Origin of the sequence: Enterobacter cloacae complex sp. IR5403, from assembly GCF_049238705.1 — a bacterium.
GTDB lineage: Bacteria > Pseudomonadota > Gammaproteobacteria > Enterobacterales > Enterobacteriaceae > Enterobacter > Enterobacter hormaechei_C.
In genome coordinates, this window is record NZ_JBMKHP010000009.1 from 67,113 (window position 1) to 82,707 (window position 15,595).

The 15,595-nt window shown below is 51.7% G+C and carries 11 protein-coding genes and 1 pseudogene; 5 read left to right on the top strand and 7 right to left on the bottom strand.

The window, feature by feature from the left end; all coding sequences use genetic code 11:
- Positions 1-9: 9 nt before the first annotated feature.
- Positions 10-2,043, bottom strand: a complete 2,034-nt coding sequence (metG, locus tag ACOTW6_RS14135) for a methionine--tRNA ligase (protein ID WP_015572338.1) — start codon at positions 2,041-2,043, stop codon at positions 10-12.
- Between the two features lie 137 nt (positions 2,044-2,180).
- Between metG and apbC the strand changes: the two genes are divergently transcribed.
- Positions 2,181-3,290: an iron-sulfur cluster carrier protein ApbC gene (gene apbC, locus ACOTW6_RS14140; protein WP_121478773.1), complete on the top strand. Its 1,110-nt coding sequence runs from the start codon at positions 2,181-2,183 to the stop codon at positions 3,288-3,290.
- A gap of 89 nt (positions 3,291-3,379) precedes the next feature.
- Here the strand turns inward: apbC and ACOTW6_RS14145 are convergent, their stop codons facing one another.
- Both ACOTW6_RS14145 and ACOTW6_RS14150 read right to left on the bottom strand, forming a co-directional pair.
- Entirely contained in the window at positions 3,380-3,859 is a 480-nt protein-coding gene (locus ACOTW6_RS14145; protein WP_047053607.1) for a GNAT family N-acetyltransferase, read from the bottom strand.
- Positions 3,810-4,142: an RcnB family protein gene (locus ACOTW6_RS14150; RefSeq protein ID WP_003859260.1), complete on the bottom strand. Its 333-nt coding sequence runs from the start codon at positions 4,140-4,142 to the stop codon at positions 3,810-3,812. Before ACOTW6_RS14150 ends, ACOTW6_RS14145 begins: the two co-directional genes overlap by 50 nt.
- 480 nt (positions 4,143-4,622) lie before the next feature.
- On the opposite strand from ACOTW6_RS14150, the gene ACOTW6_RS14155 reads away from it, so the two are divergent.
- The 3 genes from ACOTW6_RS14155 to ACOTW6_RS14165 are packed head-to-tail and all read left to right on the top strand — an operon-like array spanning position 4,623 to position 8,409.
- Positions 4,623-5,762 (top strand): polysaccharide export protein, encoded by a 1,140-nt coding sequence (locus ACOTW6_RS14155; RefSeq protein ID WP_062932777.1) that lies wholly within the window; start codon positions 4,623-4,625, stop codon positions 5,760-5,762.
- Positions 5,762-6,211, top strand: coding sequence for a protein tyrosine phosphatase (locus tag ACOTW6_RS14160; protein ID WP_062932778.1), 450 nt, complete (start codon positions 5,762-5,764; stop codon positions 6,209-6,211). The genes ACOTW6_RS14155 and ACOTW6_RS14160 overlap by 1 nt, the downstream gene beginning before the upstream one ends.
- Positions 6,211-8,409, top strand: a complete 2,199-nt coding sequence (locus ACOTW6_RS14165; RefSeq protein ID WP_121478774.1) for a polysaccharide biosynthesis tyrosine autokinase — start codon at positions 6,211-6,213, stop codon at positions 8,407-8,409. The genes ACOTW6_RS14160 and ACOTW6_RS14165 overlap by 1 nt, the downstream gene beginning before the upstream one ends.
- 44 nt (positions 8,410-8,453) lie before the next feature.
- Here the strand turns inward: ACOTW6_RS14165 and ACOTW6_RS14170 are convergent, their stop codons facing one another.
- From ACOTW6_RS14170 to ACOTW6_RS14185, 4 genes are all read right to left on the bottom strand, one after another.
- Positions 8,454-9,920: a pyridoxal phosphate-dependent decarboxylase family protein gene (locus ACOTW6_RS14170; RefSeq protein ID WP_062932780.1), complete on the bottom strand. Its 1,467-nt coding sequence runs from the start codon at positions 9,918-9,920 to the stop codon at positions 8,454-8,456.
- 18 nt (positions 9,921-9,938) lie between these two features.
- Positions 9,939-11,315, bottom strand: coding sequence for a diaminobutyrate--2-oxoglutarate transaminase (locus ACOTW6_RS14175; RefSeq protein WP_015572345.1), 1,377 nt, complete (start codon positions 11,313-11,315; stop codon positions 9,939-9,941).
- 311 nt (positions 11,316-11,626) lie between these two features.
- Positions 11,627-12,070, bottom strand: coding sequence for a hypothetical protein (locus tag ACOTW6_RS14180; RefSeq protein ID WP_062932781.1), 444 nt, complete (start codon positions 12,068-12,070; stop codon positions 11,627-11,629).
- Between the two features lie 196 nt (positions 12,071-12,266).
- The gene (locus ACOTW6_RS14185) at positions 12,267-13,367 is read right to left on the bottom strand and encodes a YadA C-terminal domain-containing protein (protein ID WP_062932782.1); all 1,101 of its coding nucleotides are present in this window, start codon (positions 13,365-13,367) and stop codon (positions 12,267-12,269) included.
- An 805-nt stretch (positions 13,368-14,172) separates the two neighbouring features.
- On the opposite strand from ACOTW6_RS14185, the pseudogene ACOTW6_RS14190 reads away from it, so the two are divergent.
- A pseudogene (locus ACOTW6_RS14190) lies at positions 14,173-15,501 on the top strand (integrase).
- Positions 15,502-15,595 lie beyond the last annotated feature (94 nt).

Sequence of the window (15,595 nt, forward strand, 5' to 3'; positions counted from 1 at the left end):
GCTTTTTTGTTATTTCACCTGCTGACCCGGCTTCGCGCCTTCGTCAGGGCTTAACAGGAAGATATCTTTCCCGCCCGGGCCTGCGGCCATCACCATCCCCTCAGAGATGCCGAAGCGCATTTTGCGCGGCGCCAGGTTTGCCACCATCACGGTCTGACGACCAATCAGCACCTGCGGATCGGGATACGCGGAACGAATGCCGGAGAAGACGTTACGCTTCTCGCCGCCCAGATCCAGCGTCAGGCGCAGCAGTTTGTCAGAGCCTTCCACGAACTCCGCGTTTTCGATCAGCGCCACGCGCAGGTCGACTTTGGCGAAATCATCAAAGGTGATGGTCTCCTGAATCGGATCGTCTGCCAGCGGGCCGGTCACCGGTGCGGCAGCCGCTTTCACCTCTTCTTTGGATGCTTCCACCAGCGCATCAACCTGCTTCATCTCGATGCGGTTATACAGCGCCTTGAAGGTGTTCACCTTGTGGCCGAGCAGCGGCTGCTGGATAGCATCCCAGGTCAGTTCGGTGTTCAGGAATGCTTCCGCGCGGGCTGCCAGCTGCGGCAGAACCGGCTTCAGCCAGGTCATCAGCACGCGGAACATGTTCAGACCCATGGTGCAGATCGCCTGCAAGTCGGCGTCACGACCTTCCTGTTTCGCCACTACCCACGGCGCCTGCTCGTCCACATAGCGGTTGGCCACGTCTGCCAGCGCCATGATTTCGCGAATGGCTTTACCGAATTCACGGCTTTCCCAGGCCTCGCCAACCGCAGCGGCGGCGTCGGTGAAGGTTTTATACAGTTCAGGATCGGCCAGTTCGGCAGAGAGCACGCCGTCAAAGCGTTTGGCGATAAAACCTGCGTTACGGGACGCCAGGTTCACCACCTTGTTGACGATGTCCGCGTTCACGCGCTGCACGAAATCTTCCAGATTCAGGTCGATATCGTCGATGCGGGAAGAGAGCTTCGCGGTGTAGTAGTAGCGCAGGCTGTCTGCGTCAAAGTGGTTCAGCCAGGTGCTGGCCTTAATAAACGTCCCGCGAGATTTAGACATCTTCGCGCCGTTAACCGTTACGTAGCCATGTACGAACAGGTTGGTCGGCTTGCGGAAGTTGCTGCCTTCCAGCATTGCTGGCCAGAACAGGCTGTGGAAGTAAACGATGTCTTTACCGATGAAGTGGTACAGCTCGGCATCGGAATCTTTTTTCCAGTATTCGTCGAAGCTGACGGTGTCGCCGCGCTTGTCACACAGATTCTTGAACGACCCCATGTAGCCAATCGGCGCATCCAGCCAGACGTAGAAATATTTGCCCGGCGCGTTCGGGATTTCGAAGCCAAAGTAGGGCGCATCGCGGGAGATATCCCACTGTTGCAGACCGGATTCGAACCACTCCTGCATTTTGTTCGCGACCTGCTCCTGCAATGCACCGCTGCGGGTCCACGCCTTCAGCATTTCGCTGAACGACGGCAGGTCGAAGAAGAAGTGCTCGGAGTCACGCATCACCGGCGTCGCGCCGGAAACCACGGATTTCGGTTCGATAAGCTCGGTCGGGCTGTAGGTCGCGCCGCACACTTCGCAGTTATCGCCGTACTGGTCCGGGGATTTACATTTCGGACAGGTGCCTTTAACGAAACGGTCCGGCAGGAACATGCCTTTTTCCGGATCGTACAGCTGAGAGATGGTGCGGTTTTTAATGAAACCGTTCTCTTTCAGGCGGGTGTAGATCAGCTCTGACAGCTCGCGGTTTTCGTCGCTGTGCGTGGAGTGATAGTTGTCATAGCTGATGTCAAAGCCAGCAAAATCAGTCTGATGCTCCTGACTCATTTCGGCGATCATCTGTTCCGGGGAAATGCCCAGCTGCTGCGCTTTCAGCATGATCGGCGTGCCGTGGGCATCGTCCGCACAGATGAAGTTCACCTCGTGGCCGCGCATTCGCTGGTAACGGACCCAGACATCAGCCTGGATATGCTCCAGCATGTGGCCGAGGTGGATTGAGCCGTTGGCGTACGGCAGGGCGCACGTTACCAGAATTTTTTTCGCGACTTGAGTCATAGTAGGCATTACTTCTTTTAACTGTGAAAAGGGTTTTCGATATTACCAAAAGGGGCATTATTAAGTAAGCACAAACCGCGGCCTTTCAGGTAAACTTGTTTGTCTAAGGTCTTATTCACAAGAACAAAGGAGTCGGGATGAGTTCTCAATCCCAGGCCAAATCACCGGAAGCCTTACGAGCAATGGTCGCCGGGACGCTGGCTAATTTTCAGCATCCAACCCTGAAGCACAATCTCACGACGCTGAAAGCGCTTCATCACGTCGCATGGCTGGACGATACGCTGCACATCGAGCTACAGATGCCGTTCGTCTGGACCAGCGCCTTTGATGCCCTGAAAGAGCAAACCAGCTCTGAGCTGCTGCGCATTACTGGCGCAAAAGCAATTGACTGGAAGCTAAGCCACAGCATCGCCACGCTCAAGCGCGTGAAAAATCAGCCGGGCGTTAACGGCGTGAAGAACATCATCGCCGTCAGCTCTGGCAAGGGCGGGGTGGGTAAATCGTCGACCGCCGTGAACCTGGCGCTTGCGCTGGCGGCAGAAGGGGCGAAAGTCGGCATTCTGGATGCGGATATCTACGGCCCGTCCATTCCAAACATGCTGGGGGCGGAAAACCAGCGTCCAACCTCGCCGGACGGCACCCACATGGCGCCGATCGTAGCACACGGTCTGGCGACCAACTCCATTGGATATCTGGTCACTGACGATAACGCAATGGTCTGGCGTGGCCCGATGGCCAGCAAGGCGCTGCTGCAAATGTTGCAGGAAACAATGTGGCCTGACCTCGATTATCTGGTGCTGGACATGCCGCCGGGCACCGGTGATATCCAGCTGACGCTGGCGCAGAACATTCCGGTTACCGGCGCCGTCGTGGTCACCACGCCGCAGGATATCGCGCTGATCGACGCCAAAAAAGGCATCGTCATGTTCGAGAAGGTGGAGGTGTCGGTACTGGGTATCGTCGAGAACATGAGCATGCACATTTGCAGCAACTGCGGGCACCATGAGCCTATCTTTGGTACCGGTGGCGCCGAAAAGCTGGCGGCGCAATACCACACGCAACTGCTGGGGCAACTGCCGCTGCATATCACACTGCGTGAAGATCTGGATAGCGGTAAGCCGACGGTGGTCAGCCGTCCGGATAGCGAATTCACGGAAATCTATCGTCAACTGGCGGGGCGCGTTGCGGCGCAGCTTTACTGGCAGGGCGAAGTCATTCCGGGTGAAATCGCCTTCCGCGCGGTGTAACGCCTCTGCGCGTTAGTGCCGGGTGGCGGCTTCGCCTTACCCGGCCTACCTCGATTTTGTCGGTCAGGTAAGCGTAGCGCCACCTGACTTTACCCAAGCCGATAGTGCATCAAATAATACTCTCCGTCCGGAGAATCTCCCGTCGCCTCAATGTGCCAGCCGTGGCGCTGGTAAAACGCAACCGCCCGCTCATTCTTCACCAGACACTTGAGTGAACCCGTGCTGGTAAACGTCTTCTGTACCTGTTCCAGTAACAAATGACCCACTCCCAGGCTCTGATACTGCGGATCGACAAACAGGTTGTGCAGAAAATTATCGTTCGTCCAGACTGAGGCAAAGCCAAGTCGGTGCCCATCCTGCTCCGCCACCCAAATCTCTTCGTCCAGGGTTGCCGCGTCAAAATCTTCAAGCTGCCACGCAGAACTGTCCAGCCACGGCCAGGCTTCACGCCGAGCGTGGAGGAAGAGCGTGCGCAGGAAAGGGCGATCACTCTCCTGCCACGGACGGATTAGGATCGTATCAGCGGTGATAGAAGATATCTCCGTTATAGGCTTTGTAGATTTTGCCATCGGCATCGCCAATCAGAACATAATTTTCACCCATGTAGGTCCAGTGTGTGCCGGCATCGGGCGCAGGAAGGTTACGCAACTGGTACTGTTTGATGGTGTACTCGGGCGTCTGATACTGCGCGGGCGCGGTGTCGCCAATTTTGAACTTCGTAAAATCGGCAATAAACTCTTGTTCTTCATAGGCCTTGATGCCGGAAGGCGCTGTCGACGCTTGCGGTGCAGCGTGCGCGGCCCCCGCCAGTGACACTAATACACCCAGAAGCAACAATTTACGCTTAGCCATTTTTTCTCCAGTCATATCGTTACTGATACTTTTTGTGTGCAGATCCGTAAACGGATGGCAGACAGTTCATTTTAAGTATCCTCACAGGGTGAGTTTGCAAAAAATGTAACAAAAGCGCACGGTTTTGTGTAGTCGCAACCGGCATTAAATATTTCTTCGATGAATAAATATTGGCTTATGCAGATAACATAATTATTGGTTTATTAATTAATTCTGAAAAAACATTTTCAAAGCAAATTTACAAAGATCCAGGCATGCATTAAACGAATAGAACATTTAAGATTGCCCGAAACCCTCTTTCCTAACCCGTAAGTCAGACGATGCAGGGCTGTTAAAGCCAGGCCGCAGGGATGCTGTGGTTTTTTAAATATTACTGCCATCACTGTTAATTAATTTGACAGTAAAGGATTGTTTTAGAATGGAAATCACCATTTCATTACGTATTCGATAATCAATACTATAAAAAGATATTTTTACTCAATGAAAAACACAACAGTCTTTTCGATATTGTTTTTAATTATTACGCCGTTATCTGGCTGCGTATTTTCACCGGGTCAGCATCTGGATCTTGCTGGAAAACAGGTCATGACCACAGAAGATGCAAACGATCGTCTGGAGAAACGGATTGATGTTTATCCTCTTACGCCTTCGTTAATTGAAAAATTGCGGCCATCGGTCCTGAAATCTCAGGCAAATCCTAAGCTGGATGAACAGGTCAAAAGCTGGGAATACCGTATCGGCGTTGGGGATATTTTGACCGTCACCGTCTGGGATCACCCTGAACTGACAACTCCGGCGGGGCAGTATCGTAGCGCCAGTGACACCGGTAACTGGGTTAATGCCGACGGTACACTTTTCTATCCTTATGTCGGTAAATTGCAGGTGGCAGGCAAAACGGTCGCACGGGTACGCGAGGAGATCACGGCCCGGCTGAACAATGTCATTGAAAGCCCGCAGGTGGACGTCAGCGTCGCCTCTTTCCGCTCGCAAAAAGCCTATGTGACGGGCGAGGTGGTGAAGTCGGGGCAGCAGGCGATCACCAATATCCCGTTAACGGTGATGGATGCCGTTAACGCCGCAGGGGGGCTCTCTGCCGACGCGGACTGGCGCAATGTCGTGCTGACGCATAATGGGAAGGATACGCGCCTCTCGCTGTATGCGCTGATGCAGCATGGCGATCTCACCCAAAATAAGCTGCTCTATCCCGGCGATATTCTGTTTGTCCCCCGTAACGATGCGCTGAAAGTGTTCGTCATGGGCGAGGTCGTTAAACAGAGCACGCTGAAAATGGATCGCAGCGGCATGACCCTGGCCGAAGCGCTGGGCAATGCGGGTGGGCTGAACCAGAATATGGCCGATGCCACCGGCATTTTTGTCATTCGTTCGCTGCCGAAAAGCGAGCGTTCAGAGAAAATCGCCAACATCTACCAGCTCAATGCTCAGGACGCATCAGCCATGGTGTTAGGCACCGAGTTTCAGCTTGAGCCTTATGACATTGTCTATGTCACCACTGCACCACTGTCCCGCTGGAATCGCGTGATATCACAGCTTGTTCCGACTATCAGCGGGGTGCATGACCTTACCGAAACGGTTCGTTACATCAGATCGTGGCCGCAATAATGTTCAAATCAATACTCGTGGTTTGCACCGGAAATGTCTGCCGTTCTCCGATTGGGGAGCGGCTTTTACGCCAGCACCTGCCCGACAGACATATCGCCTCGGCGGGGATATACGGGCTTGAGGGGCGCCCGGCGGATGACAGCGCCCAGGACGTGGCCTGGCGGCATGGGATCTCCCTCGACGGTCATGTGGCGCGCCGGCTGACACGCAATCTGATGCAGGAATCCGATCTTATCCTGGTGATGGAGCCGGAACATCTTCGCTTCATTGCGGCCATGGCGCCGGAGAGCAGGGGAAAGTCGCTGCTTTTTGGGCAATGGCTGGAGCCGCAGGATATCCCCGATCCCTACCGTAAAAGCCGGGAGGCGTTTGAATATGTATTCGGGTTATTGGGTAAAGCCAGCCAGGAATGGGCACGTCGTTTAGGTCAGAAAGGAATGAAGCAATAATGTCGTCTTACACAACAGACAATTATGGTGCAGCGGCACCGCAACAACATGAAGTCGATCTCGTTCGTTTGCTCGTCGAGATGATCGACCACCGCACGATGATTCTGTGCGTGACGTTCCTGTTCACCCTATGCGCCGGTCTCTATGCCTGGGTTACGCCCCCTGTTTATCAGGCGGATGCCATGGTGCAAATAGAAAGCAGACAGGATAACAGCCTGCTCAAAGGTTTGAGCCAGCTGGGCACCGATGTTTCGCCGGATGTTGCCCCTGAAATTTTACTGCTGAAATCACGCATGATCCTCGGCGAGACCGTTGACAAATTAGGCCTGACGCAGCAGGCAAAGCCGCGCGTTTTGCCTGTTGTGGGACGTCTCTGGCAGCGCCTGCAAGGGCGTGAGCAGGGCAAAATCACGTTAGGCGAACTCCAGATCCCGCAGGTGGAAGGCAACGCGCAAGAGCTTACGCTGACCGTACAGGAAGCGGGAAAATATCACCTGACGGGCGAAAACATTGAGGCAGAGGGTCGGGTTGGGAAAACGCTGGTTACGCAAGGGATCGTTCTGCTGGTGACGTCGATTGAGGCTGAGCCAGGCACGCAATTTTCGCTTAAGTCGTTGACGCGGCTTGAGACGATCAACGCGCTGAAGAAGCGTCTCACGGTTGCGGAGTCGGAGAAACAGAGCGGTATCGTGACCTTAACCCTGACGGGCGAAGATCCTGACAACATCGCCCGGGTGCTGAATGCGATTGCTGACAATTATCTCCAGCAAAATATCGCGCGCCAGGAGGCTCAGGATTCTCGTAGTCTGGCTTTTTTACAGGCGCAGTTGCCGAAAATCAGAGCGGATCTGGATCAGGCTGAAGCGAGGCTGAATACCTACAGGGCGCAGCGCGACTCGGTGGACCTGTCTTTAGAGGCAAAATCCGTGCTGGATCAGGTTGTTAACGTGGAGAATCAGCTAAATGAACTGACGTTCCGGGAGGCAGAGATCTCCCAGCTCTTTAAAAAGAGTCACCCGACCTATCGTGCATTGCATGAAAAGAGACAGACCCTTGAGCGGGAACGGGATCGTCTGAATAACCGTGTGTCAGCTATGCCCTCCACGCAGCAGGAGATTTTACGCCTGAGCCGCGATGTTGAGTCGGGCCGCACGATTTATTTACAGCTATTGACGCGTCAGCAGGAGCTTAATATTTCCCGCTCCAGCGCGGTCGGGAACGTGAGGATCATTGATGAGGCGGTTACGCTGCCGGACCCGATAAAGCCGCGTAAAGCGTTAATCATCGTTCTTGGTGCGCTCTTCGGGCTAATGTTCTCAATGGGGACCGTGCTGGTACGTCAGGCGTTCAAACGTGGGATCACGCTTTCCGAACAGCTGGAAGCGCAGGGGATGCCGGTTCTGGCTACGTTGCCACGTTCACAGTGGCTGTGGAGTAAAACGCAGTTGCGCAGAAAAAATCCGTTTTCTCGTAGCTGGAAACACAAGACCTCGGATGTGCCTTTCCTGCCCGTCGATCGCCCTGCTGATATGTTTGTTGAGGCGGTACGCGGGCTGCGGACCAGTCTGCATTTCACCATGATGGAGGCTGAGAACCGCATTGTGATGATTTCTGGCCCCACGCAGGACTGCGGAAAAACGCTGGTGGCGACGAATCTGGCGGCCATCGCCGGGCAGAGCGGTCAGCGGGTGCTGTTTATTGATGCGGATATGCGCCAGGGCTATGTTCATAATATTTTTGGCCTGGAGAACCGCCACGGATTGTCCTGCCTGCTCGAAGGGAAACGCGACTTAGCGGAGGTCATTCAGCATGCTGAAAAAGCGGGGATTGACGTCATCACCTGCGGACCGGAACCCCTGCGCCCGTTAGAATTGCTGTTAAGCGAACGATTCCTTTCCGTCATGTCCTGGGTTAACGCGCAATATGACATCGTCATCATTGACACACCGCCGGTCCTGGCCGTCACCGATGCCGCGCTGGTCGCCAGAGCCGCCGGAACAACGCTAATGGTTGCCCGTTTCGATAAAACCAGCGTGAAAGAGATGGAGAATACCGTTAAACGGCTACAGCTCGTTGGCGTGAAGGTCAGCGGCACAATCCTCAACGATATTGTTAAATCCGCAGCGCTGTATTACAGCTCGGGGTACAGCCAGTATGAATACGGTTATGCTTCGAGGAAAAAAGGGGAAAGGCGTTAGCGCGGGAAAAACAATCCCTCTCCCGGGTGGGAGAGGGATAAGCATTACTTCGCCATCACTTCCTGCGCGGTACGCTCAACCAGAGACAGCAGGACTTTTACGTCCTCCAGCGTTACGGTTGGGTTCAGCAGGGTCAGCTTCAGGCAGGTGATACCGTTATGCTCGGTCACACCGACGTTTGCACGGCCAGACTCCAGCAGCGCATCGCCAATTTTCTGGTTCAGCAGGGCAATACCGGCGTCATCCATCTGCGCCTGCGGACGGAAGCGGAACAGTACGCTTGCCAGCTGGGGTTGCATTACCAGTTCCAGAGCAGACTGCTCTTTCACGTAAGCCGCAACCTGCTGCGCCAGCGTCACGCCGTGATCGATGATTGCCGCGTATTGCTCCTGACCCAGCGCTTCCAGGCTCATCCACAGTTTCAGCGCGTCGAAACGGCGCGTGGTTTGCAGAGATTTGGAGACCAGGTTAGGTACACCCGCTTCTTCATCGAACTCAGAGTTAAGATAGGCCGCCTGATAGCGCATCAGCTCATAGTGACGCGCTTCTTTCAACAGGAACGCGCCGCAGCTGATGGTCTGGAAGAACTGCTTGTGGAAGTCCAGGGTGACGGAATCCACCAGCTCGATACCGTCCAGGTAGTGACGATACTGCTCAGACATCAGCAGCGCGCCGCCCCAGGCCGCATCAACGTGCACCCAGATATTGTGTTTTGCAGCCAGCTCAGCAATCGCACGCAGTGGATCGATAGCACCCGCATCGGTCGTACCGGCCGTGGCCACAATCGCCAGGATCTGCTCGCCGTTCGCGTTGCACTGTTCGATTTTCGCCGCCAGATCGGTGAGATCCATGCGGGAAAATTCGTCCGTTTTCACCTGCACCACGGACTGGTAGCCCAGACCCATCAGCGCCATGTTTTTCTGCACGGAGAAGTGGGCGTTTTCAGAGCACAGCACGCGAATTTTGCGCAGATCGCCCACCAGACCATCCTGCTGAACCGAGTGGCCCTGACGCGCAAAGAACGCGTCACGCGCCAGCATCAGCCCCATCAGGTTACTCTGGGTGCCGCCGCTGGTGAAGACGCCTGCGTCGCCAGCCTGATAACCCACGCGGGTACGCAGCCATTCGATCAGCTTGATCTCGATGATGGTTGCGGACGGGCTTTGATCCCAGGAGTCCATACTCTGGTTGGTGGCGTTAATCAGCACTTCCGCCGCCTGGCTAACTACCAGGCTTGGGCAGTGCAGGTGCGCCACGCACTGCGGGTGATGAACGGACAAACTGTCTTTCAGGAAGAACTCCACGGCGCGTTCAATCGCCGCTTCGTTGCCCAGCCCTTTCGGGTTGAAATCCAGCTTAATACGGTCGCGCAGCTCCGCGACCGTTTTGCCCTGGTACATCTCAGGCTGTTTCAGCCACTGCATCACAGCCTGAGTGCTTTGTTCAATCGCCTGCTGGTAAGCGTCAATGCTCTGCGCAGAGGAGAACAAAATTGGGTTTGAATCAGACATCGTATTCAACAACTCCGGTTACGCCGGGCTAACGCCCGCAGCAAGCAGTGCCTGCTCGAATTTATCCAGGAAGACTTTCAGCTCGTCATCGCTGATCAGCAGAGAAGGCAGCAGACGCAGAACGATACCGTTACGGCCGCCACGCTCCAGAATCAGGCCCGCTTCGAAGCATTTTTTCTGGATCAGTGCAGACAGCTCGCCATCGCCCGGGAAGCAACCCATGTGGTCGGCCGCTTCATGTGGCTTAACGATTTCAATACCGATCATCATGCCCAGACCGCGAACGTGGCCGATCACCGGATAGCGTTTCGCCATCTCTTTCAGCTGGCCTTTCAGCCATTCGCCCTGTGCAGCTACTTTGCCCGCGATGTTCTGGTCTTTCAGGATCTTCAGCGTCGTCAGACCGGTTGCCATCGCCAGCTGGTTGCCGCGGAAAGTACCGGTATGGTGACCTGGCGCCCATGCATCGAACTGCTTTTTGATACCGAGCACGGCCAGCGGCAGACCGCCACCAACTGCTTTAGACATCACGATGATGTCTGGCTCAATGCCAGCGTGTTCGAAGGCAAAGAATTTACCGGTACGGGCAAAGCCAGCCTGGACTTCGTCGAGGATCAGCAGGATACCGTGTTCCTGAGTGACTTTACGGATGCGCTGCAACCACTCAACAGGTGCCGGGTTCACGCCACCTTCACCCTGAACGGCTTCGAGGATCACCGCGGCAGGTTTACGCACGCCGCTTTCGACGTCGTTAATCAGATTTTCGAAGTAGTAGGTCAGCGCCTTCACGCCCGCTTCACCACCGATACCCAGTGGGCAACGGTACTCGTGTGGGTAAGGCATGAACTGGACTTCTGGCATCATACCGTCAACCGCTTCTTTCGGAGACAGGTTGCCGGTGACGGACAGTGCGCCGTGGGTCATACCGTGGTAACCACCAGAGAAACTGATGATACCGCTACGACCGGTTACTTTTTTTGCCAGCTTCAGCGCCGCTTCAACGGCGTCAGCCCCGGACGGGCCAGTGAATTGCAGGCAGTACTCTTTGCCCTGACCAGGCAACAGAGAGAGAAGGTATTCTGAAAACGCGTCTTTCAACGGCGTGGTCAGATCCAGGGTATGTAACGGCAAGCCGCTGGTAATGACATTTTGGATGCTTTTTAGCACATCAGGATGATTGTGGCCAAGCGCGAGGGTGCCTGCGCCAGCTAAACAGTCAAGGTATTCTTTATTATCTGCATCGGTGATCCACACGCCTTCTGCTTTCGTGATCGCTAAAGGCAGTTTGCGCGGATAACTCCTGACGTTAGATTCAAATTCGGCCTGACGGGCCAGATAGGTTTCGTTGCTTTTGTGGGCATCTACGGTGTCAATACGGACTTTATCCGTCATCATATCACTCCTACAACCGCCGCTTCGTTATGAGCCACGATTGAATAAAAAGTTAAAAAACAGATGGGGCCTGAAAAAAACGCCGCCAATATAGAGCCTTTTGTCACCGGGCTCAATGGTTAATTTGTTTACTGTTTTGTGACACAGGGCACAGGGCAGGGAAGAACGCCGTTTGTATAGGGAAGATTGCACTTTATACTAAATAAAAACAGCAGCTTACGTATGTTTTGTCAGCATTGTAAAATCAGACAAAAGAGTGTGGCATATCGTGCGATTGGCAAGCGAAAAGGAGGCGGAGCGCCTCCTTACGCTGTTTATTTCTGACTAACGCGTAAAACGCCGTGTTCGCGTCCCTTCGTTTTATTCCACGATGCGTCCGAAATACCGTTTTCATCCAGGCTTAGCGATATCACAAAACCGTTACCACGGATCTCATAGAAATTCGCATTCAGACGTTTCACGCTGGCTTTCTTGCCGTTAACGGTAGCGCTAAAAAAGCCGTTAGAAAGCGTGGCGTTAACCGTGTCCGACGAGAACGAGGCTTCACGCAGGGGATCGTGAATGGATGTCGCTGGTTCGTGTTGTGCCGCGTTTTCCGCTTTGGTTTTGCTGATATCGCAAGAGCCATCGCCAGCGCTAATTTGCGTGCATCCCGAACGCTCTAATTGAGCACGATAATGGGCGTTTATGGCGTGCGCAGGCGAGACACAACCTGCAAGCACGGCAGTACTTATGACTAACATCACTAATTTTTTCATTTTATCGCCTTATAAACGACACAAATAATAAGAAACGTACATGATGCCGATCCATATCCCGACCGAAATGAGCATCAGGTACAGGGCAGCTGAAATAAAAATGTGCTTGAGCATGCTCTATTTAATTAATAAAAGGGTAATGTCGAATATTTGTTAAGTTATACATCTCATATTATGGAGGTTTTAGGTATTTTATTTAAAAGCCAATACCGATGCCTGCACCCATAGCAAGATCGCTGTTTGTAGAATCACTTATACCCGCCTTGATTACAGCGTGATCGCCTGCGTGGAAAGATGCTCCTACGCTGATAGCTTGCTCATTTTTAAATGAACCCACACCGGCAGAGAACATGACAGACTGCTCTTTCTCAACTTGTGGCATGGAAGCGATAGCGATAGCAGAGGCAACACCGCCACGCGCTTCTTTCTTGTTATCATCAACTTCATTTTTCAGGTTTTTGAATTGAGCATTGCTTGAAGATTGTGCTTGTGCGAATGCATGTTGAGCGGCTTTCAGATCAGCAGCTTGCGCCGCCGTTTGAGTATTGAGCAATTTAACTTTGTTGATAGTGGTTGTATCAACTTCTTTCTTCGTGATGGTGGTTGTTACGCCGTTTTTACCGTCTTTTCCATCGGCACCGTTAGTGCCTGCTACACCCTGAATACCCTGGATGCCTTGCATCCCTTGAGCACCAGTAGCGCCTACATCACCTTTTGCACCATCTTTACCATCTTTACCATCTTTCGGCACAGGCGCATTCTCAAGTGCAGTGATACGGGTATCGTTAATACTGATTAACCCGCTATTGATACGTGTTTGATCTGCCACAGCAGCAATATTTTTTGCATTGTTGTCTGCGGTGATTTGAGTATTACCAGCAGCAGCTAACGCAGTATGAGCGGTGCTATCGGCATCATTAGCGGTGGTTTGTGCGGTGCTAATGCCAGCGCTTAACAACGTTTTGTTAGCTTGCAGATCTGCATTGATGTTATTCACATCAGTAATCGTCTGGTTCAGTAATGACGTATTACCCGCAACGTTAGTATTAGTGGAATCAATAGAGGCTTGCAGATTGTCACGATCGCCTTGCAGGTTGTGAATCTGGATATCCTGGCGATTATTATCACCCTCAATAACATCTAAATCATAGACACGGTTATCTGTACCATTCAGGTGATAACCAGAAGCAGGGTTGTTTTCATCATAAAGAACAGCAGAAGCAGCGTTAACACTACTAACGATACTAGCAAACAGAGCACCAATGACAGCAATGGCTGATTTATTTACAGATTTCATTTTAAAGGCTCACATTATTAGAAAGATTAAATAACACTAGCGTTAAGCTTACGTTTGGTTGAGCAGAGCAAAACGGGTAAGTTTAAGTATTTAAGGTTTTGTAAAGTTATTTATATTTATTTAATTTCATTGCTGAACTATAGTTATTTTGCACCTAAAAATATTGATTTAAATCAAGTTTTCTTTGAATGGACAAAAGAGGGTTAATATACTTAATTTTTAATTATCTATTTAAAAACAATAGGTTATTGATGTTCTTTTTTTATGTTTCTAAGTAAGTTGATGATAAGAATGAAATTTTATTTCAATTAAATTTGGTGTTTCATTCAATATATCTCCTTTGTTAGTTTTGGGCTATGATTTCACTTGAAAGTGTGAGTGTATAAAACTGAAAGTTTACATTGAATTCGTCAGTTTAGAGACAGAAATAAAACCAGGCAGTCATCAGGGAAATGTTAACTAACAGATAAGAGAAGCATTATGCGGCTATATATGACGTACCAGGTGAGATTCAGAACAGGGGAGTTAAAGAAGATAATCTCAATATAGTTAGATGGTTTCAGGTGTGATTACTGCTTAGATAAAACGAAACATCTTGCGCCCTGCCTACAGCCGTGGTTACACTAAGCACCTACATATCCTTTTTATGTAACTGATTATTTTGCAATTAATTTGACTCGGGTGCCCTTCTTTGTGAAGGCTGAGAAATACCCGTATTACCTGATCTGGATAATGCCAGCGTAGTCCTGGCGATTATCCAAGGTATAAATCAAAGGCTTGCACGGTTTTTTCTCTTCATTTTGTTATGTTGTCACTCCCACCGATCAATCATACCATCATCCGTAACGGGATCTACTACGCCAGCTTTTGCCTGTCGGGTCATAAATATTTCCGTCGGTCGTTAGAGACAGATAGCCACAGCCACGCGCAACTCTTGATGTCATTTGCATCTCCAGCCATTCCATTAGTCAAACGTGGAACCATTCACCCGGATCAGTTTGGTCAACGTCTTTCTGATTTCAGCAACCGCTTAAAGCAACAGAATGAACACTGGCTGGTTCAACAATTTCTCAGTGATGAAAGGAGCAATCTTCAGCCGATAGTTGTTCAGGAATTCCGTGAGGTTGTTGCGCCTTCAGAAGATGAGGAAGAACAAACAGAAGCACAGTCAAAGGATGTGTTAACGCTGGCTGGCGCTTGGAATATGTACAAAAAGGAGAAAGCCCAAAACTGGACGAAGGCAATTTCACAGGCCAATGAGCGCTTTATGGAAGTCATGTTCATTGTCCTCGGTGCATCAACAGATGTAATGACGATCACCAAGCAGGACATCAAGCAGGTGATGGAAGTTGTTGAAAACTTGCCGAAGCGTGTTGTACAGCCTTATCGGTCGATGACTGTTCAGCAATTGATCGAGTGTGATGATGTTCGATGTTCCGCCTGAAGATTTGGTTGGCGCTGAGTCTATCCATAAGCATTTGAAGATTTATAAATCGCTGTTCAAAACCTTTCTGACTGACAATAAAGATATTCTGGAGAAGTCTCCGACTGATGGAGTAGTCGCTGCACCGTCGAAAGCGAGGTTTGGAACATACAGTGCAGCAGAAATGAGAAAGTTTGTGGGGTGGGCGCTCAAGCAGCCTGACGGCTGGCAGAAGTGGATTACTCTGTTGTTGGCGTATACGGGAGCCAGAAGAGGGGAGATCGCCAAGCTGGAGAAATCACACATTAAATTTGATGAAGACAGCCAGCGACACTATCTCCTGATCGCGGAAGGAGGGCAGGGTAAAACTGAGAATGCTACAAGGCAGGTAGTGATCCATCCCAAACTGATCGAGTGGGGGGGCCTCGATTTTGCAAACCGTCAATGGAAAGAGAAGATTTTCTCGCCTGTGTCGGGTAAGAATATGCTGAAGATCGGCAAAGTTTTAGCCGATGTCCGCGATCAGCTTGGTATTCGTATCTGGATGATTATGGGCAGCGCCGCCTGGTGCATAGCTTTAGGCACACTATGATCTCAACCTGATTAGCTGGCTGGGTTGGTAATCTGGCGCACTTGCAACAAGTGGTAGGACATGAGAAAAGCGGCTCAGGAATCACTAGGCGCTACCTGCATACGTTCCCCTTGTTCTGAGTTTCTTATGTGATTGACGGCTTGTGTTGGGAATCTTAACGGCTCCGCGCGTTGTCTTACCACCAACGGGCTTTATGGCTTCTATTATCTAAAA